This window comes from Clostridium sp. YIM B02506 (genome assembly GCF_022324845.1).
Taxonomy (GTDB): Bacteria; Bacillota; Clostridia; order Clostridiales; family Clostridiaceae; genus Clostridium_T; species Clostridium_T intestinale.
In genome coordinates this window covers 131,398-150,624 of the sequence record NZ_JAKGTG010000001.1, presented here as the reverse complement: position 1 = coordinate 150,624, position 19,227 = coordinate 131,398, and the positions used below count along the sequence as shown (strand labels likewise).

17 protein-coding genes are annotated in these 19,227 nt (G+C 30.0%); 13 read left to right on the top strand and 4 right to left on the bottom strand.

Going from position 1 to position 19,227, the window contains the following annotated elements:
- The first annotated feature begins 113 nt into the window (after positions 1–113).
- The 4 genes from L1S49_RS00655 (at position 114) to L1S49_RS00640 (ending at position 2,717) form a co-directional block, all read left to right on the top strand.
- Positions 114–749 carry a flavodoxin family protein gene (locus L1S49_RS00655; protein ID WP_073019381.1) on the top strand — a complete coding sequence of 212 codons (636 nt, stop codon included), beginning with the start codon at positions 114–116 and terminating at the stop codon, positions 747–749.
- A gap of 141 nt (positions 750–890) precedes the next feature.
- Complete coding sequence (locus L1S49_RS00650; RefSeq protein WP_238902124.1) at positions 891–1,790, top strand: LysR family transcriptional regulator; 900 nt, start codon at positions 891–893, stop codon at positions 1,788–1,790.
- Between the two features lie 63 nt (positions 1,791–1,853).
- Positions 1,854–2,087 carry a hypothetical protein gene (locus L1S49_RS00645; RefSeq protein WP_073019385.1) on the top strand — a complete coding sequence of 78 codons (234 nt, stop codon included), beginning with the start codon at positions 1,854–1,856 and terminating at the stop codon, positions 2,085–2,087.
- 174 nt (positions 2,088–2,261) lie between these two features.
- Complete coding sequence (locus tag L1S49_RS00640; RefSeq protein ID WP_238902123.1) at positions 2,262–2,717, top strand: hypothetical protein; 456 nt, start codon at positions 2,262–2,264, stop codon at positions 2,715–2,717.
- A gap of 48 nt (positions 2,718–2,765) precedes the next feature.
- Here the strand turns inward: L1S49_RS00640 and L1S49_RS00635 are convergent, their stop codons facing one another.
- The gene (locus L1S49_RS00635) at positions 2,766–3,602 is read right to left on the bottom strand and encodes an Hsp33 family molecular chaperone HslO (protein WP_238902122.1); all 837 of its coding nucleotides are present in this window, start codon (positions 3,600–3,602) and stop codon (positions 2,766–2,768) included.
- A 131-nt stretch (positions 3,603–3,733) separates the two neighbouring features.
- Between L1S49_RS00635 and L1S49_RS00630 the strand changes: the two genes are divergently transcribed.
- Both L1S49_RS00630 and helD read left to right on the top strand, forming a co-directional pair.
- Entirely contained in the window at positions 3,734–4,465 is a 732-nt protein-coding gene (locus L1S49_RS00630; RefSeq protein ID WP_238902121.1) for a MerR family transcriptional regulator, read from the top strand.
- Positions 4,466–4,757: 292 nt separating this feature from the next.
- The gene (gene helD, locus L1S49_RS00625) at positions 4,758–7,037 is read left to right on the top strand and encodes an RNA polymerase recycling motor HelD (RefSeq protein WP_238902120.1); all 2,280 of its coding nucleotides are present in this window, start codon (positions 4,758–4,760) and stop codon (positions 7,035–7,037) included.
- Positions 7,038–7,098: 61 nt separating this feature from the next.
- Here helD and L1S49_RS00620 read toward each other — a convergent pair whose 3' ends face one another.
- The gene (locus tag L1S49_RS00620; protein ID WP_238902119.1) at positions 7,099–8,427 is read right to left on the bottom strand and encodes an FAD-dependent oxidoreductase; all 1,329 of its coding nucleotides are present in this window, start codon (positions 8,425–8,427) and stop codon (positions 7,099–7,101) included.
- A gap of 211 nt (positions 8,428–8,638) precedes the next feature.
- Here L1S49_RS00620 and L1S49_RS00615 point away from each other — a divergent pair, with 211 nt between their 5' ends.
- The 7 genes from L1S49_RS00615 to L1S49_RS00585 all read left to right on the top strand — a co-directional run bounded on the left by L1S49_RS00615 (position 8,639) and on the right by L1S49_RS00585 (position 16,845).
- Positions 8,639–8,779 (top strand): hypothetical protein, encoded by a 141-nt coding sequence (locus tag L1S49_RS00615; protein ID WP_181602396.1) that lies wholly within the window; start codon positions 8,639–8,641, stop codon positions 8,777–8,779.
- A gap of 750 nt (positions 8,780–9,529) precedes the next feature.
- Positions 9,530–11,182: a hydroxylamine reductase gene (hcp, locus tag L1S49_RS00610; RefSeq protein ID WP_238902118.1), complete on the top strand. Its 1,653-nt coding sequence runs from the start codon at positions 9,530–9,532 to the stop codon at positions 11,180–11,182.
- 250 nt (positions 11,183–11,432) lie between these two features.
- Positions 11,433–13,343 (top strand): diguanylate cyclase, encoded by a 1,911-nt coding sequence (locus L1S49_RS00605; RefSeq protein WP_238902117.1) that lies wholly within the window; start codon positions 11,433–11,435, stop codon positions 13,341–13,343.
- A gap of 534 nt (positions 13,344–13,877) precedes the next feature.
- Positions 13,878–14,543: an amino acid ABC transporter permease gene (locus tag L1S49_RS00600; RefSeq protein ID WP_238902116.1), complete on the top strand. Its 666-nt coding sequence runs from the start codon at positions 13,878–13,880 to the stop codon at positions 14,541–14,543.
- Positions 14,524–15,201 carry an amino acid ABC transporter permease gene (locus L1S49_RS00595; RefSeq protein WP_073019392.1) on the top strand — a complete coding sequence of 226 codons (678 nt, stop codon included), beginning with the start codon at positions 14,524–14,526 and terminating at the stop codon, positions 15,199–15,201. The genes L1S49_RS00600 and L1S49_RS00595 overlap by 20 nt, the downstream gene beginning before the upstream one ends.
- Before the next feature lie 11 nt (positions 15,202–15,212).
- Positions 15,213–15,962 (top strand): amino acid ABC transporter ATP-binding protein, encoded by a 750-nt coding sequence (locus L1S49_RS00590; protein WP_238902115.1) that lies wholly within the window; start codon positions 15,213–15,215, stop codon positions 15,960–15,962.
- A 22-nt stretch (positions 15,963–15,984) separates the two neighbouring features.
- Entirely contained in the window at positions 15,985–16,845 is an 861-nt protein-coding gene (locus L1S49_RS00585) for a cysteine ABC transporter substrate-binding protein (RefSeq protein WP_238902114.1), read from the top strand.
- Positions 16,846–16,899: 54 nt separating this feature from the next.
- On the opposite strand, the gene L1S49_RS00580 is transcribed toward L1S49_RS00585, so the two are convergent.
- On the bottom strand, positions 16,900–18,009 hold the full coding sequence (locus tag L1S49_RS00580) for a DEAD/DEAH box helicase (protein ID WP_238902113.1): 1,110 nt from the start codon (positions 18,007–18,009) through the stop codon (positions 16,900–16,902).
- 61 nt (positions 18,010–18,070) lie between these two features.
- Positions 18,071–19,162, bottom strand: coding sequence for an endospore germination permease (locus L1S49_RS00575; RefSeq protein WP_238902112.1), 1,092 nt, complete (start codon positions 19,160–19,162; stop codon positions 18,071–18,073).
- Positions 19,163–19,227: the final 65 nt, after the last annotated feature.

The following is a 19,227-nucleotide window of genomic DNA, read 5'->3' as shown; positions in this document are numbered from 1 at the left end:
AAAAATAGCAAGAAGAAAAAATAAATATGAGACTTACCTAAAAGTGCGTACTTGTCCATAAAATTATATTGGAGTAAACTAAAAACTATATTAAGTTATTAGGAGGAGTTTTAATGAAAGTTGTTGCTTTTAATGGAAGCCCAAAAAAAGAAGGAAACACTTATCAAGCACTTAAATTAGTTGCTGATGAATTAGAAAAAGAAGGTATAGAAGTAGAGATTGTCCACGTGGGAAATCAAGTTATAAGAGGATGTATGGCTTGTGGTGGTTGTGGAAGAAATAAGGATGAAAAATGTGTTTTGCAAGGTGACTTCTTAAATGTCTGGGTTCAAAAAATGAAAGAAGCTGATGGTATATTACTTGGCTCACCAGTACATTATTCAGGAATAGCTGGAACTATGAAATCATTTTTAGATAGAGCTTTCTATGTTGCAAGCAGTAATGGAAATTTATTTAGACATAAGGTTGGAGCAGCTGTTGTTGCAGTTAGACGTTCAGGTGGACTTCCAACTTTCCAACAATTAAATAACTTTATAAACTATTCAGAAATGCTGGTACCTACTTCAAGCTATTGGAATGTAATTCATGGAACTAAACCAGGAGATGTAGTTGAAGATGGAGAAGGAACTCAAATAATGAGAACATTAGGGAAGAACATGGCTTGGTTAATGAAGTTAGTTGAGAATGGTAAAGATAATGTTCAAGAACCAGAAAAAGAAGGTAAGATATTTACTAGTTTTGTAAGATAAAAACATATATTTTAAATAAGCTATCGCATTAACAGATTAAATTTGTTAGCGATAGCTTTTTTGTAGTTTATATTAGGAGAAAATGCTATAATGCAATTACTTAAAAGGAATTTAATATTATGAAAGGATGTAGGGGGTAGGATGTTAGAAGAGCTAAAAACTTTTATGGTTGTAGTAGAACAAGAGAACTTCACTAAGGCAGGAGAAATGATAAAATTATCTCAGCCAAGCGTAAGTTTACATATAAAAAATCTAGAAAAATATTTTAATACAACACTCATTACTAGATCCTCAAGGCAGAAAAATATTATAATAACTGAAAGTGGAAGGTTGCTTTATAGAAGAGCAAAAGAAATTTTTAGATTAGTTGAGAATACAACAAATGAACTTAAAAATATATCTAGTTCACTAAAGGGGCACATAAAGATAGGATCAAGTCTTACCATAGGTGAGTATTTTCTTCCTAATTTTTTAAAACAGTTTTCCATGGATTATCCAGATATTGAGATAGAAGTTATAATTGAAAATACTGCAAGTATATGTGAGGGGGTTAGAAATCTAAAGTTAGATTTTGGACTTATTGAGGGAATTGTTTCTTCACATGATTTTAAGCAAGAATATTTTTTAGAGGATAATATGGTTTTAATGGTGCCTTACGATCATCCTCTAACAAAAGATGAATTTACATATGACAAACTTCAAAACTTAAGATGGATAAGTAGAGAATTTGGGTCAGGAACTAGAGAATATTTAGATATATTTCTAACAACTAATGAGATAGTTCCAAGAAATATTATGGTACTTGGAAGTAACTATGCAATAAAGGAAGCTGTGAAAAATGGGTTAGGTGTAACTCTTATTTCTAACTATGTAGCAAAAGAAGCATATAAAAATAAAGAAGTATCAATAATAGAAGTAGATAATAGTTTTAAAAGACATTTTTCATATCTAATATCCAAAGACATATCTCTGTCAATGATTTCAAAGGTATTTATTGAAAGTCTAAGTGCTTATAGTGATAAATATGATGTTGAAAAATAATAAGGTTAAATGATATACTAATTCAAGTAAATAAGAACAATTTAAGAATGTAGAGGTAAAATCATGAACACTGATGAAATATATAAACGTATAATGGTTATGGATAGCGTAAAAAGTGCTACTTCATATATGAAAAATAGCGAACTTACTAAATCAGATTTAAGTAAGTTATGTAAAAGACATAATATTTTCGTTGATGATAAAGCAACAAAAGAATCTATGATTACATTATTCATAAATTCGACTATTGGTGTGAAATTGAAGAATAAAGCTAAAAATCGATATAAAACTAAATAAATCAGATGTGAGTATTGTTTATGAACATCTAATAACAAGTTAAGCTATTATATTAATTAAAAATTAATATGATGGCTTTTTTGCTTTAGTAATCAGCATAAGCTTTTATATCATAGAGAATACTATTTTAAAGACATAGCTATAAAAATAGATTTATCTATGGAGGATACAAGTATGGTTATAAAATTGTTAAAAAGAAATTGGTTAATTTGTGTGGTAGCTTTGGGTGTATTATTTAATATAAATAGTGAAGCAATAGCAAGTGAAATCACAACTTACAGTATTTCAATAAATTACAAAGATGATAGAATTGAACAACAGATAAAGGTTCCCATTAATCTAGAGATTGAAAAAGAAGCTCAAAAGAGCGTTGAAGAAGGTCATTCGCCATGGAAACTTGATCCTGTTTTTGTAGCTCAGGTTTTTGTAAGTTTGCAAGTTTCACCAGAAGGTATTACAGGAGACTACCCAATCAAAGATAAAGAATTAAAAATTATACTAAGCAGTGGAGTCGAAACTATAGTTGAAGTAAATTCAAATAAGACTAATATTAAAAAAGTATATTTAAAGAGGCTAATAAAAAAGGATTCCACTGGAATATGGACTGTTGTTGGATATGATGATAAGTAATAAAATAAATAGTAGGCTACACTGAGCACTTAGTGTAACCTACTGACTTTATCCATTGACAAGTAAGGAAATATCATTTTCATTATAGACATACTTTTTCCCACATATATTGCAGACAGTTTCTATACTTTGTTTTTCATTTAAAGCTCTGGTTAATTCTTCATTACCAAGAGAATATAACAACCCAAAAAACATTTCTCGTGAGCAGCCGCAGAATAATTGTATTTCTTGAGTCCCAACTACTTTAGTATTAGGTAAGATAGTGTTTGGATTAAAATAAGAGTTATCAAAAAGACACTTATTTCTATCTATATAACCCAGCCAGTTAGACAATAAATCGGGATTGCAAAAAGGGAGTGGTTGAAGGAGTATGCCTCTACTATATAGGGTTTTAGAATTTTCCTCCTTATAATAATACCTAAAAGCAGTTTCTACCTGATCACTTTTTAAAAAGTAATTGGAGAAGTCATCAACTATATTTTTATAGGGCATATCTACAATTCCTGTAAATAAGGAGCCCATACCTATATCCTTAGTCATCTTTATAATACCCTTATTTCCAATAAGCTCAGGGATAGAATTAAATTTTTCTTTATTATCTATTAAATCCTCACTTGCATATCCTCTAACATTTCCATAGGAATCTACATCGCATCGTATATATTTAGAAGGAGTAGAAGTATTAATCTGGATACTTACTCTTTGTTTGTCTTTTAATAATCCACATAATAAGCTGGATAAGGTAAAAGTTGTAGATAAAGCTTCCTTTGAAATTATATTGAAGTTTTCTAAAGAAACTAATTCATGAATTAAATCAGTATTATCTAAAATATAGATTCTTGCTTGTTTGTCATTAGTAATTAGTTTAGTAATAGTTGCTTTCATAACAACGCTCCTTTCTCTAACTTAATTCTATAACCTGACGTTAGGTTAGGTTCAAGTGGTAATTTTAAGAATTTGATTGTAACTGACGTAAGGTTAGGATATATACTAATTATATAGAAGGAGGAATTTGCATGGAAAAGGAAGGCTTAAAGATAGGTGAGTTAGCAAAAAGGACAGGGATGACAGTAAGAGCACTACATCATTATCATCATATAGGTTTACTTACTCCCTCAGAGTTTACAGATTCAAAGCATAGAATATATACAAAAGAAGATATATTAAAGCTTCAGCAGATAATATTCCTTAAAGAGTTGGGATTAAGATTAGAAGATGTAAAAGATATTATTGAAAGACCTAATTATAATCCTGCAGGAGTAATTAAATATCAATTAGATAAAGTTAAAGAAAAAATTAAAATAGAGCAGGAATTATGTGAGGAACTTGAAATACTATATAAGTTTCTTAAGGGCAATAAGGATGTAGATTTAGAAAAGTTTATAGAAGTAATACAATTGATGCAAGTAGGAGTGTATAATCATTTTACGGAAGAACAAATAGGGAAGATGAAAAATATACGAAGAAGCTTCACAGATGAAGAACAGGAAAAAATGCAAAAAGAATGGACTGATTTTATAAATAGGCTTCAAAGATGTTATGATAATAATACACAGTTTGAGGATGAAGAAGTTAAAAAACTTGTGCATATTTGGAGAAATGCTGTGGATAAGATTACAAATAAAGATAAGGAAATAGTAAAAGCAGCTGAAAACTTTCACGGTGAAAATCCAGACAGTCCTATAAGCTTTGGTATGACAGGAGAATTGTATAGATATTTACAGAAAGCAATAGAGAAAAATAAATAATAAAAGCATATCTATGTTTAGATATGCTTTAAATGCGTTATAAGTAAATTTTTATACATGATACCCATTGTATTTATAATAGTTACTTTATATATTTATCATAAACTAAAAGCATTAACTTGTAAAGGAAAAGCTAAAAACAGTGTGAAAGAGTTAAGTTTATACCATAGATTCTATATGGGAGTATAGGGAACTGCTTAAAACTTAAAAATGAGGTTTTATTTTTAATGAATATTTATTTAAAATATAGTATCCAAAGGCAAATAAGTATATTAGAAATGGAGTGTGTAATATGGCAGCTATAGAACATCCCGACTATAATGAGGAGTTAACTAGACTTAACTATACACTGGAATATTTAAATAATTATAATAGCAATATTAAGAATGAAAAAGAAAGAGTAGATAAAGAAGTTAGTTATGGTTGGAAAAACTTTAATATGGATAATCCAGACCAGTTTAATGCATTAGTAACTAATAAAATTCTCAAAGGTAATTTAGAACAAAAGCTAAGAAATTTAGATAAAAGTCTCAGTAAACCCTATTTTGCAAGAGTAAACTTTAGAGAAAATGGCAGTAGAGAAATGCAGAGTTTATACATTGGTAAAGTTTCACTTCTTAGAGAAGAGGACCAAGAACCTATAATTGTAGATTGGAGAGCTCCTATAGCTACTTTGTATTATGAAGGAAGATTAGGAGAAGCTGGCTACTCAAGTGATGATGAATATATAAGCGGAAATATAAGTTTAAAGAGGCAATACACCATAGAAGAGGGGAAGCTAAAAGAGATTTATGATAGTGACATAACAACAAGCGATGACTTTCTTCAAGCAGCTTTAGGAGGAAGTAAGGATAGCAGGCTTAAGGATATAGTTTCAACTATACAAGCTGAACAAAACAAAGTGATAAGAGCAGATATGTGGAAACCGCTTATAGTTCAAGGAGCAGCTGGTGGAGGAAAAACCACTTTGGCACTTCATAGAATAGCATATCTTTTATATAACAATGAGAAAACTTTGGATCCAAGTAGTTTTATGATTATGGCACCAAGTAGATTTTTTCTAAGCTATATATCTGAAGTACTACCAGAGTTAGGAGTAGAGAATGTTTATCAAACTACCTTTGAGGATTTTGCATTAAAAATTATAGGTAGAAAAATAAAGATAAATAATTATAATGAGAAATTAGCAGATCTTATAAACAATAAAAATTTAAATGATAGAAATAACTTAATAAAAAGTTTGTCAGCTTTTAAATCTTCTTTAACATTTAAGAAAATCATAAAAGACTATATAGAGATTATTGAGAAAAACTTTATGCCGAATGAGGATTTTAAGATTAAATCATTTGTACTATTAAAACATGAAGAAATCAGAAACTTATTTATTAACAGCTACTCTAATTTGCCATTAGATAAAAGAGTAAAAGAAATTAGAAAAACTCTTACCAACAGTATTAAGAGTAAAAAAAATTCAATTCTTGAAAGTATTGAGGCTGAATATGATAAGAAAATAGATAGAGTAAGAATGAATATGGAGGATTCACAAAAAAGAAGAAAAATTATCATTGAGTTAGCAGATGAAAGGGATTCTATACTATGTGATATAAATATTAAGTCCAAAACTATAGTTAAAGAGTATATATCAAAGATTAAAAGGAATTCCCCAATAGATTATTACAAAAAACTTATTAATGATAAAGAATTATTTAACCAGTTATGTAGTAAATATGTGGATGAGAACTTAGCTGAAAATACTAGACTAGAGACTTTAAAGAATTTAAGTAAAGATCATATAGAAATAGAAGATCTTTCACCAGTTATGTATATTAAGTACAAAGTAAGCGGGCTTGATGAAAAGTTAGATATAAGGCATGTAGTAATAGATGAAGCACAGGATTACAGTGAGTTTCAGTTAGATTTAATAAGAGAAATTATAGGGGGAAGTTCATTCACTATATTGGGGGATTTATGCCAAGGAATTTATTCCTATAGGGGAATTAGTAACTGGCAGAACGTCTCTGATAAGATTTTTGGGGAAGATAGCTATTCAATGCTAACATTAGAACAGAGTTATAGGACAACAATCGAGATAATGGAAGGTGCCACTTCAGTAATAAAATCGTTAAAGGATATAACGCTTCCATTAGCTAAACCTGTTATTAGGCATGGAGAGAAAATAGCTATAATTGAGATAAATTGCATGAATAAAGTCATAGAGGATATACATTATAAGTTATCAAATGAACTAAAGGTATTTAAATCAGCTGCTATCATATGTAAAACTATAGAGGAGTGTAGGGTGATGGAGCAGGAGTTGAAAAATTATTCTTTAGAGTGCGGATTAATAACAGGAAATGAAGAAGAGTACAATGGTGGAGTAGTTATAGTTCCTTCATATTTATCAAAAGGTCTTGAATTCGATGTAGTAATTATAGCTAATGCTAATAAGGAGTCATATAAGACGGAAGAATTAGATGCTAAACTATTATATGTTGGGATGACCAGAGCACTCCATAAGTTATATATTTATTCCCTTGGAGAAAAGTCGGAAGCTTTTGATAGTATGATTTAATAGATAAAAAAGCTGTCACACTAACTATTTGGTAAAACTAGTATGACAGCATAATCTTTATCTATTTTGCACTTAAAGCAACTATATTTAATAAGCTCCAAGGTTTGTTAAAGTGTGGTTGGAAGAAGAAATCAACAAATGCTAACTCATCTATAGTCATTTTGTTTTGAATAACAACAGACATTGTATTCATTAATTGAGTTAAATCTGTTTTAGATATGATTTGAGCACCAAGTATTACTTCTGATTCCTCGTCATAAACAACTTTTACAGTTGCTGAGTCAAATGTAGGCATAAACTCAGGTCTATAGTTATCTGTAGCTGATACTGTTTTTACTTTTAGTCCAGCAGCTTTAGCTGAAGCTTCTGTAAGACCAGTTGAAGCTATATTATAGTCATAGATTTTTATTCCTGAAGTTCCTTGAGTGCCCATATATTTAGTAGTAGGTTCTACTAAATTTCTACCTATTAAAGTACCCATTCTAACTGCATTTGTAGCAAGAGGGATATATTCTCTTTTTCCTGTTGGGTTATAAACTATTGAAGCACAGTCTCCAGCAGCAAATATACCTTCTTTACTTGTTCTCATATATTCATCTACTATTATTGCTCCGTTTGGAAGCATATCTAACTTATCTTTAAATAGGGCTGTACTTGGTCTAAATCCAATACACAGAATTACAAGATCAGCTTCATATTCACCTTTATTAGTTATAACTTTAGTTACTTTACCATCTTTTCCTTCAAATTTACTTACAGTTTCTCCTAAAGCTAGTTTAATTCCATGGTTTCTAAATTCATCTTCAGCAGTATCTGTAAATTCTTTATCAAGATATTTGCTTAAAACTCTATCCATACCATCTATTAAAGTAACTTCTTTACCGTTCATTTCGAAAGCTTCTACAAGCTCTACACCTATATAACCAGCTCCTACAACAACTATTCTATTAGCTGATTTAGCTTTTTCTATAATTGTATTTGAATGAGCATAATTTTTTGAAAGAAGTATATTGTCTAAATCTATTCCTTCAATATTAGGTACTATTGGCCATGAGCCTGTAGTAATTATTAATTTATCAAAATTATCCTCAAACTCTTCTCCAGAAGTTAAATCCTTAACTTTTAAGATTTTATTATCTACATCAATATCTAAAACATCATGAGACATCTTAGTTTTAACTCCAAGTTCCGCTAAAGCCTCTGGTGAACTATAAAATAATCCTTGAGGATCTTTAACCACTCCACCTACATATAATGCTATTCCACAAGATAGAAAAGAGATGTTGTCATTTCTTTCGTATACTGTTATTTCTGCATCAGGATGTTTTTTTGCTGTATTCACTATTGCAGCTGTACCTGCATGAGTACAACCTATAACTGCTACCTTCATATAAAATTACCTCCAAAACAATAAATATATTTTATTTACAAATAATCATTCTCTATAAATAATATTTTAACAAAGTATTGTTAAAAAATCTATATATTTTTTTATTTTTTTCTTAAATTTAAATTGTATACCATAAAAATATTATCTATAGCAAAACTTAACAGGGATAGTTTCATAAGCTTTTCAAAAGATAGATAAGGAGGTGATTTTAATGACTCAAAAACTTGGTAAAAATAATAAAACTGGAGAAAAATCTTATTATAGAAATAAAAATAATAAATCAGCAGCAAACCCTGTAAACACAGATGAAGATAAAGATATGAGTAAACCTGTTAGAGGACTACCTAAATAACCGCATTAATTAAAAATGAATTCTACAAGGCGCAAGTGGTGCCTTGTTTTTTTATAAAAACAATTAACTTTTTTTCTTTTTAAATGTTTTTCTTTTTAAATGTTTAAATGTTTAAATGTTTAACTTTTTAACTTTTTAACTTTTTAAGCATTTAACTTTTTATTAAACATAATCTTAACAAGAATGACTTTAATGAGGCTTGGGAAGAAGCCTCTACAGGATTAAGGTGTTTAACTTTTTATTAAACATAATCTTTTAATGAATTTAATGGAGCATTCCTGCGGAATCTCCTACAGCAATAATGTGCACTTCTATTCGGTGGACGCGGTTCTAAGCGTCAGTCTAATCCTTCTTTAATGAATTAGGATAAAATGACTTTGATGAAGGCTGAGGAACACCTTCTACAGGTCAGAAGAGCTTAACTTCTTAATAAACATAATTGTCAATCAATGAATCTAATGAGGCTTGAGAAGAAGCCTCTACAGTAATAAGGTGTTTAACTTTTTATTAAACATAATCTTTTAATGAATTTAATGGAGCATTCCTGCGGAATCTCCTACAGCAATAAGGTGTTTAACTTTTTATTAAACATAATCTTAAAAAGAATGATTCTGATGAAGCCTGAGAAACGGCATCTACAGTAATTTTGGGTGAGATTTTTCCAAATAATTAACAAAATGGTGATGTATAGTTACCTAATTTTAGGGTATAATATAGGTGGTTCTAAATAATACTATTAGGAGGATTTTTATGGAGAATACAATGTTTTGTTATCAGTGTGAGCAAACTATGGGTGGTAAAGGCTGTACTAAGTCAGGGGTTTGTGGTAAAACTCCAGAGATAGCTAATCTTCAAGATCTACTTATCTATCAGTTAAAGGGAATATCTTGTTATGCTAAGAAAATCATGGAGCAAGAAAAAAAGATAGATAAGAGTATAGTTTCTTTTGTTGAGAATGGATTGTTTACAACTTTAACTAATGTTAATTTTGATGCAGAAGTTCATGTAAAACTGTTACAAGAATCACAAAGTATAAAGGAAAGACTTAGGGATGAAGCTCCAGAGGGGGAATATCCTGATCAATGTACTTATAATTTAAGTGAAACAAAAGAAGAGATGTTAAAAGATTCTGTAAAGGCAGGCATTATGTATGATCAAAGTCTTGATGCAGATATAAGATCATTAAGATCCACTATATTATATGGATTAAAAGGCGTAAGTGCTTATGGCCATCAAGCAAGATATTTAGGTTATCACAGTGATCAGGTTGATGAGTTTTATTTTAAGGGATTAGAGGCAACGACAAATGATAATCTAAGTCTTGAAGACTTGATCAGAATGGCTATGAGAACTGGAGAGATAAGTGTAGAAGTAATGAGAACTTTAGATGAAGCTAATACTACTACTTATAAGAATCCATCACCACATAAGGTAAATGTAAATAAGGTTAAAGGACCATTTATTATTGTTTCAGGACATGATTTAAAAGATTTAGAGATGTTATTAGAACAAACTGAAGGAAAAGGAATAAATATATACACTCATGGGGAAATGATACCAGCTCATGGATATCCTTCATTAAAAAAATATAAACATTTAGTAGGTAATTTTGGTGGAGCATGGCAGAATCAACAAAAAGAGTTTGATAATATACCAGGATGTATTTTGATGACTACTAACTGTTTAATGAGACCAAGAGAAACTTACAAAGATAGAATATTTACAACAAATGTAGTTGGATGGGATGGTATAAAATTTATTCCGACTAAGGATGATGAAACAAAAGACTTTAGTGAAATAATAGAGAAAAGCTTAGAGTTAGGCGGATTTAAAGAAGATGAAGAGAAGAAAGAAATATTAGTAGGCTTTGGACACCATGCAACCTTATCTCATGCAGAGAAGATAGTTGAGGAAGTTAAGGCGGGAAATATAAGACATTTCTTCTTGATTGGTGGATGCGATGGAGCAAGACCAGGAAGAAACTACTATACTGATTTTGCTAAGATGGTACCAAATGATTGCATAATTCTTACTTTAGCTTGTGGCAAATATAGATTTAATAAATTAGATTTTGGTACAGTTTCAGGACTTCCAAGACTACTAGATGTAGGTCAATGTAATGATGCATATTCGGCTGTTAGAATAGCTACAGCTTTAGCAGATGCTTTTGATACAGATGTAAACTCACTCCCTTTAACTATTGTACTTTCTTGGTATGAACAAAAGGCTGTTGCTGATCTTTTAGCATTATTATCTTTAGGTATAAAGGGAATGTACCTTGGACCAAGTTTACCAGCATTTTTATCTCCTAATGTTCTACAATACTTAGTTGATACATTTAATATAAAACCAATAAGTACAGCAGAAGAGGATTTAAAAAGTTCATTAAATCAAATCTGTTAACATAAGTAGTAAGATACTGTTAAAATTTTGTTTTAGCAGTATTTTATTTTTTCTAAAATAAATATAATGAAAGTGAGGTTTTTATGGACTTTGAAGTGTTCATTTTAATTAATAATTTATATTTAAAAAAAATTTATATTAAAATAAAAAGGTATATAGAAAAAATATATGCCCAATGGTATAATTTAGGGAATAAGAATAAAAGATGTTACATAATAGGATTTCGTATACTTACTGGGGAGGATTGTCAATGGATCTTGTGGCTGCGTTATCATTATTAACTTTCATAATATATGTATTTATAGGCGTGCATACCTTTAAGTCAAGCACTAGTTCAGCAGAAACTAAGCTGTTTTTATTGTTATGCTTAAGTTTATCTATATGGTCCCTAGGATATTTTTTAGGAAATATTCCAACCTTTTTTGCATCAGAACCGCTAATGAAGCTAGCTGCTATAGGGTGGTGTACTTTTACAACATTTGTTCTTCATATTGCATTAAGATTTACTAATAATAAGCTTTTTAAGAATAAACTTCTACAAGTACTTTTATATGTACCATCTATTTTCCTAATATACGTTAGAGTATTTTTACATTGGGAAGGTATAAGTTCAACTGACTCTATTTATGTTATTTTTTCGTTAGTTAATACTATTTATAATATATCTTATCAATCTCTTTCACTGATTGTGATAGCTATATGGGGTAAAAGACAATTGGAACTTAATAAAAAGAGACAAGCTGTTATTGTAGTTTCTAGTAGTGCAGCATCTTTTGGAATTAATTTTTTGTCCGAGGCTGGAATACTGCCAGCTATGGGACAATTTTATGCTTTAATAATGGTTTTAGGAATTTATTATGCAATAATTAAATACAATCTTTTAAAAATACCTTCAGATATTTTGTTTGATGAAATCTTAGCTGAAATGATGGATTTATTTTTTCTTGTATCGCCTTCAGGTGAAATAATAGAAATAAATAAAAGAACTGTTAGTTTACTTGGTTATTCTGAGCGTGAAATTTTGAATATGAGAATAGAAGATTTATTTAGCGAAAAGGACACAGTTAAAAAGATAGTTCTAGAGTCACCCTATGACAAACATATATATCTGGAACTTAATTGCATAACAGCATTAGGAAAACAAATTCCTATGGATGTTTCTTGTAAAAAAATAATTGATGAAAAAAGTAAAAAAGTAATAAGTACTGTTATTATTGGACATGATATAACCCTTACTAAGGAACTTGAATATGAGTTACATGTACATGAGGAAATAGAAGAAAAACTAAAAGTAAGTGAAGAAAAATTTCGTGTAATGTTTAGTGAACACTCAGCTATAATGCTTTTAATAGATCCTGAAAATTTAAATATTTTTTCCGCTAATGCTTCAGCTCAAAGGTTTTATGGATATGATCAGGAAGATTTTGAAAAAATGAAAATTACTGATCTAAATGGAGCTGAGAATTTAGGTAACTCAGATATAGGTAATAATCTTAAAAATATATTAGACAAAAGTGTAACTGTAATTGAGACAACACATAGACTATCTAACGGGGAAATGAGAAATGTAGAGGTTCACCCGTCTCCAATTAAGGGCGGAGATAAGATTATGGTTTTTGCAATTATCCATGATATTACAGAAAGAAAAAAAGCAGAAGAATATATAACTTACCTAGCGTACCATGACGCACTAACAGGATTAGTAAATAGAAAGTATTTTGTTGAAACCCTAGAGGAAGAGCTAAGACTTCAAGTTAATGATCCCAAAAAATTAGCACTTATATTTTGTGATTTAGATGAATTTAAATATATTAATGATACTTTTGGACATGGTGCTGGGGATTTTGTTTTGTGTGAAGTTGGAAACAGAATTAAAGATTGTATTAAAGGTGAAGGAATTGTTGCTAGGTTAGGTGGAGATGAGTTTGCAATAATATTATTTAATATAGAAAATTATATGGATGCAGAAAAGTATATATATAAAATAAATGGAAGACTACAAATTCCAATGAAGATAAACGGTAATAAATTAAATATAAGAGCTAGTATGGGGATAAGTGTTTTCCCTGATGATGGTACAAGCGTAGATGATTTATTAAAGAATGCAGATAGGGAAATGTATTCAGTAAAAAGAAAAAATTATGAGAATGTAAATAATTAGTTAGGTAGAGCATATTTTTATGCTCTATTTTTTATTGTATAGGAAAGTGTATTCTTCCTATGCAATAAAAAATGCAAGGGGTGCAGGGGAGGTTGTGCTCCCCGCCTCTTAAGGAGGGCATAAAGATTAATAATCTTTATGTGCTACAGAGCCAAGTTAAGAGGTCTCAGACACGCAGTGTCGTCGAAGGGTTAAAGACCTAAATGGTCTTTAACGGGTCTACCCAGGCCTGAAAGGACATAGGGTTCCCTAGCGAAGTGGCGTAGCCACCTTTTTATGCTACTGAATAATAAAAATATTTAATAGGACAAGAATTGAATTATTTAATTGATACAAAAAGTGGATAAAAATTAATGAAATACTACCAAATAGAATGAAATATTAATATATATTTAACAAAGTTTAAGTAAATAAATTATAGTAATAATTAGTGTTTATTGACAATTGAATAAGTTGTGAATAATATAACTATATATCATATTAAGTCTATAGGAATTATTAATTAATACTAGACTGTGAAAAGGTGGTAAATTCATGGTTATTAACTGGAATTTTATTGTTGAAAAAATACCATTGTACCAACAAGCAGCGATATTGACTTTAAAGCTTGCTTTTTGGGGAATATTAGGCTCATTTATCATTGGGATAATATGTAGCGCTATAAATTATTACAAGGTTAAGGGTTTAAATATAGTAGTAAAAGCATATATAGAGCTTTCACGTAATACACCGTTGTTAATCCAATTATTTTTCTTATATTACGGATTAACAAAATTAGGATTAGTTTTAAGTGAAAATACCTGTGGAATAATAGGACTTTCTTTCTTAGGGGGAAGTTATATGGCGGAAGCTTTTAGAGGTGGAATAGAAGCAGTAAGTAAAACGCAACTTGAATCGGGTATGAGTATAGGACTTTCTAAGTTTCAACTTGCAAGATATGTTATACTTCCTCAAGCTTTTTCTGTAAGCATACCAGCTATAGGAGCAAATTGTATATTTTTACTTAAGGAAACATCTATTTTAGGAGCTATAGCTATAGTTGATCTAATGAACGTTACTAAAGATTTAATCGGAATGTATTATCAAACTGTAGAATCACTACTAATGTTAGTAGTATCTTACCTAATAATACTCTTACCATTATCTTTATTTTTAACCTGGCTAGAAAGGAAGGTAAGATATGCTGAATTCGGGTCTTAGTGTTATTTTTGATGGAATGAACTTTACAAGATTACTTGGTGGATTATTAGTTACAGCAAGAATTGCATTTATATCAATAGTTATAGGTTCTGTATTAGGAATAATTTATGGATTAGTTATGACTTCAAAATCTAAGGTTGTTAGAGTTATTTGCAGGTTTTATTTAGAACTTTTTAGGGTAATTCCAATCCTTGTTTGGTTATTTATATTTTATTTTGGAGTAACAAGCGTATTAAATATACATTTAGAGGGTGAACTTATTTCAATAATTGTTTTTAGCTTATGGGGAGCAGCAGAGATGGGGGATATTGTTAGGGGTGCGTTAGAATCTCTACCTAAACATCAGACAGAATCGGCTAAGGCATTAGGGCTTAACTTCTTTATGTTATATAGATATGTTCTTATACCTCAAGCTGTAAGAAGAATGCTTCCGGGTGCTATAAATTTAGCTACAAGAATGGTTAAAACTACTTCTTTAGTAGTACTTATAGGTGTTATTGAAGTAGTAAAAATAGGACAACAGGTCATAGAAGTTTCAAGGTTCAAAGTTCCAACAGCATCTTTTTGGGTTTATGGATTTATATTCATATTATATTTTATAATATGCTACCCATTATCCATATTATCTAAAAAGTTAGAAGCCAAGTGGAATAACTAGGGGGAATTAAAGTGGTTAAAGATAGTAAAGAGATATTACTAGAAATAAGTAAATTAAATAAAGGATATGATGGGAAACAAATATTGAAGGATATTGATCTTGAGATAACAAAAGGTGAAGTAGTGGTTATTTTAGGACCATCAGGATGTGGAAAAAGTACACTATTAAGATGTATTAACGGTCTTGAGGAAATACAAGGCGGGGAAATAAGGTTAGATGGTAATAACCTTATAGATAAAAATGTTAATTGGGGAGAAGTTCGTCAAAAGATAGGTATGGTATTTCAAAATTACGAACTATTTCCTAATATGACAGTTATAGAAAATATATTACTAGGACCTACAAAGGTACAAAAAAGAGATAAAAACGAGGTTTTAGAGCAAGCTAAGCAGTTATTAGAGAGAGTTGGATTAGCTGATAGAATGAATTCTTATCCAAGACAGCTTTCAGGTGGACAAAAGCAAAGAATAGCTATTGTAAGAGCCTTATGTATGAATCCTGAAATAATGCTTTTTGATGAGGTAACAGCATCTTTAGATCCAGAAATGGTTAGAGAAGTTTTAGATGTTATGTTAGGGCTTGCAAAACAAGGTATGACCATGGTTATAGTAACTCATGAAATGGGATTTGCTAAAGCTGTTGCTGATAAGATTGTATTTATTGATAAAGGGAATATTCGTGAAGAAACTACTCCAGAAGAGTTTTTCACAAATCCAAAGACTGAACGCGCAAAGCGCTTTCTAAATATATTTCAATATTAAATAAAAGAGGGGATGAATAATAATGAAAAGTATTAAAAAAATTTTAGCAGCTGTAATTACTGGAACTGTTTTATTGGGGGCTTTTGCAGGTTGCAGCAAATCAGCGCCAGCAAATGATTCAAATAAATCTTCTATAGAACAAATAAAAGCAAACGGAAAAATAAGAATAGGTGTATTTAGTGATAAGCCACCATTTGGTTATGTAGATTCTAATGGTAAAAACCAAGGATTCGACGTAGTAATAGCTAAAAGATTTGCAAAAGATCTTTTAGGAGATGAATCAAAGGTTGAATTTGTTTTAGTTGAAGCAGCTAACAGAGTTGCATACTTAGAATCAAATAAAGTAGATATAATAATGGCTAACTTCACAGTTACAGATGAAAGAAAACAAAAAGTAGATTTTGCTAACCCTTATATGAAGGTTTCTCTAGGAATTGTATCTCCAGATGATGCACCTATAACATCTGTTGATCAATTAAAAGGTAAAAAACTTATTGTCAACAAAGGAACTACAGCAGAGGATTATTTCACAAAAAATCATCCAGAAATAGAATTATTAAAGTTTGACCAAAACACAGAAACTTTTGAAGCTATGAAAGATAAACGTGGAGCAGGTTTAGCACATGATAATACAGAAGTTCTTGCTTGGGCGAAATCAAATCCAGGATTCACAGTGGCTCTTCCATCTTTAGGTGGGATAGATTCAATAGCTCCAGCTGTTAAAAAAGGTGATACAGAGTTATTAAATTGGATAAACTCAGAACTTGAAACTATAGGAAAAGAGAACTTTATACACAAGGCATATGAAGAAACTTTAAAACCAGTTTATGGTGATTCAGTTAGTCCAGATGAGCTTGTTGTAGAGGGTGGAAAGTTAAAATAAGGCATATTTATGGGACTGTAGGGCTAATTATTTAGTACTACAGTCCTGTTTTTTCTATATATTAACTTCTCTCTCAGGGATCTTAGATTTTATGGCTTTTTCAATTTCTTCTAAGGCTCTGTTATCCTTTGGATCAATAAATAAACAGGTATAACCGCTTTCGCCAGCTCTTCCAGTTCTTCCTATTCTATGTATATAGCTCTCAGGAGTTTCAGGAATATCATAATTATATATGTGGGAAACCCCGCTTATATCTAATCCTCTAGCAGCTACATCTGTAGCAATTAGGTATTGAATATCAGCATTTCTAAAAGATTTCATGATTCTCTCACGTTTTGATTGTAATATATCACTATGTAATTTTACGCAATTATATCCACGTTGGTGTAGAGCCAGCTCAAGTTCATCAACTCTTCTTTTAGTTCTGCAAAAGATTATAGCCATAAACGGATTATCTTCATCAAGAACTTTGCATAGAGCATCTTTTTTTCTTCTATCTACGGTTTTAACAACAAACTGCTTAATAGAATCTAGAGTAACATCTTTTTTCTGTACTGAAATTATTAATGGGTCAATCATATATCTATATGCCAGTTTTTTAACATCAGAGTTTATAGTAGCAGAGAAGCAGATAGTTTGACGTTTTTTAGGCGTTTCTTTAATTATAGTTTCAACTTCGTTCTTAAATCCCATTAAAAGCATTTGATCTGCTTCATCTAAGATAAAAGTCTTAAGTTTACTAAGATCAATACTTTTTCTCTCAATGTGATCAAGGAGCCTACCAGGAGTTGCTATAATTAAATGAATATTCTTTTTCAATTTTTTTAGTTGAGATCCAATGTCTTTACCGCCATAGGCAGATAAAACATTTATATTTTTAACCTCTTTTAGCTTATTAACTTCTTCAGCTATCTGTATAGCTAATTCTCTAGTAGGCGTAAGTATTAAAGCTTGAGTTGACTGTAATTCAGGGGATATATTCTCTAATATAGGCAGTAAAAAAGCGAGAGTTTTTCCAGTGCCAGTTTGAGCTTCACCTATTACGTCCCTACCTTGTTTTATATAAGCTATGCTGCTTTTTTGAATTTCGGTAGGTTCTGTAATACCATTTTTTCTTAATACCTTTATAATATCATCATTAATTCCTAAGTCTTTAAAGTTCATAATTCATTCTCCCTTTATATTTTATGGGTCTAGTTAAGTTTAAAGGCTTTAGTGAATTATATCAAGAGCTCTTTTGAACTTTGAGTTTGCTATTAAAACGCATAAATACAATTAAAGGAATAATAACAAAGTTTATAAGTGCTACAAATTCATAATAATTAAGAAGTTTAAAAAGTATGAAAGAATTTTTAGAAGAAATATAAGCGCATATAAACACTAGGAAACTAATAGCGTAGATAGAATAAGATACGTATTTTTCCCTTATATTAAAGTTTCTTAAAAGCAGTACTAATGAATAAAAGGTGATGATATATTTAAGAAGCCATCCACCAACTATTTGAAGCATTACATAAAGTTCTCCAAATTCTAAAAATTGCAGATAGCTCACCTGTTGAGTTTGTAGGAGCTTAGGATAATTCATAGTAATTGCTAAATCAGGAGTAAAGGTCATTAATATACCTGAGATAGCCAATATCTGCATTTGTATAACAAATAGTAAAGCTACCACAACATATCTAGTCATTCTACTTTTTCTATCACTTATTTTATTTAAATATGGAAGGGTTATGCAGACTGAACCATATAGCCCTAAGGATTTAAGAATAGAAATAAAAAAACCAGAGGTGAGACCATGTTCAAATATAGGAAATAGAAGCTTTACATCTTTATATTTTGTAGTTAATATTGAAAGATTTATTCCAGCAATAATTATAAGTAAAATTCCTATTATAGATATAGTGACAATAGAAACTAAATCCTTTTTTATTGTGTATATAGCTGGGATAACAAAAAACAATAATAAGTACCATTTTGGAGTTTCAAGGAGCATGTTTTGGTGCATTGAGTCTGCTTCAATAGAAGCACTTTCAATCAATGTAAAAAAAAGTGTAAACATAAATAAAATAATTACTATATTACCTAGATTAGTACCTAGAGCTTCTCTATATATCTTAATTAAATTATAGTCTGATTTCTTTTTCCATATCTTGATTATATATAAAAAAACTATAAAAATTATAATAGATGATATTATTACACCTATCCATGTATCCCTTAATCCGTCGCGTATAAAAGTTGTAGGATAAGTTTTTAAAGAGACTATTGATACTCCTAGTATTAAGAAAATAAAATGTTTTGGCGAAAATTTATCCATAAAAGAGCATCCTCCTAAAATTATGGTTAACCTAGAAATAATTACATATACTTATTATCTTCGAA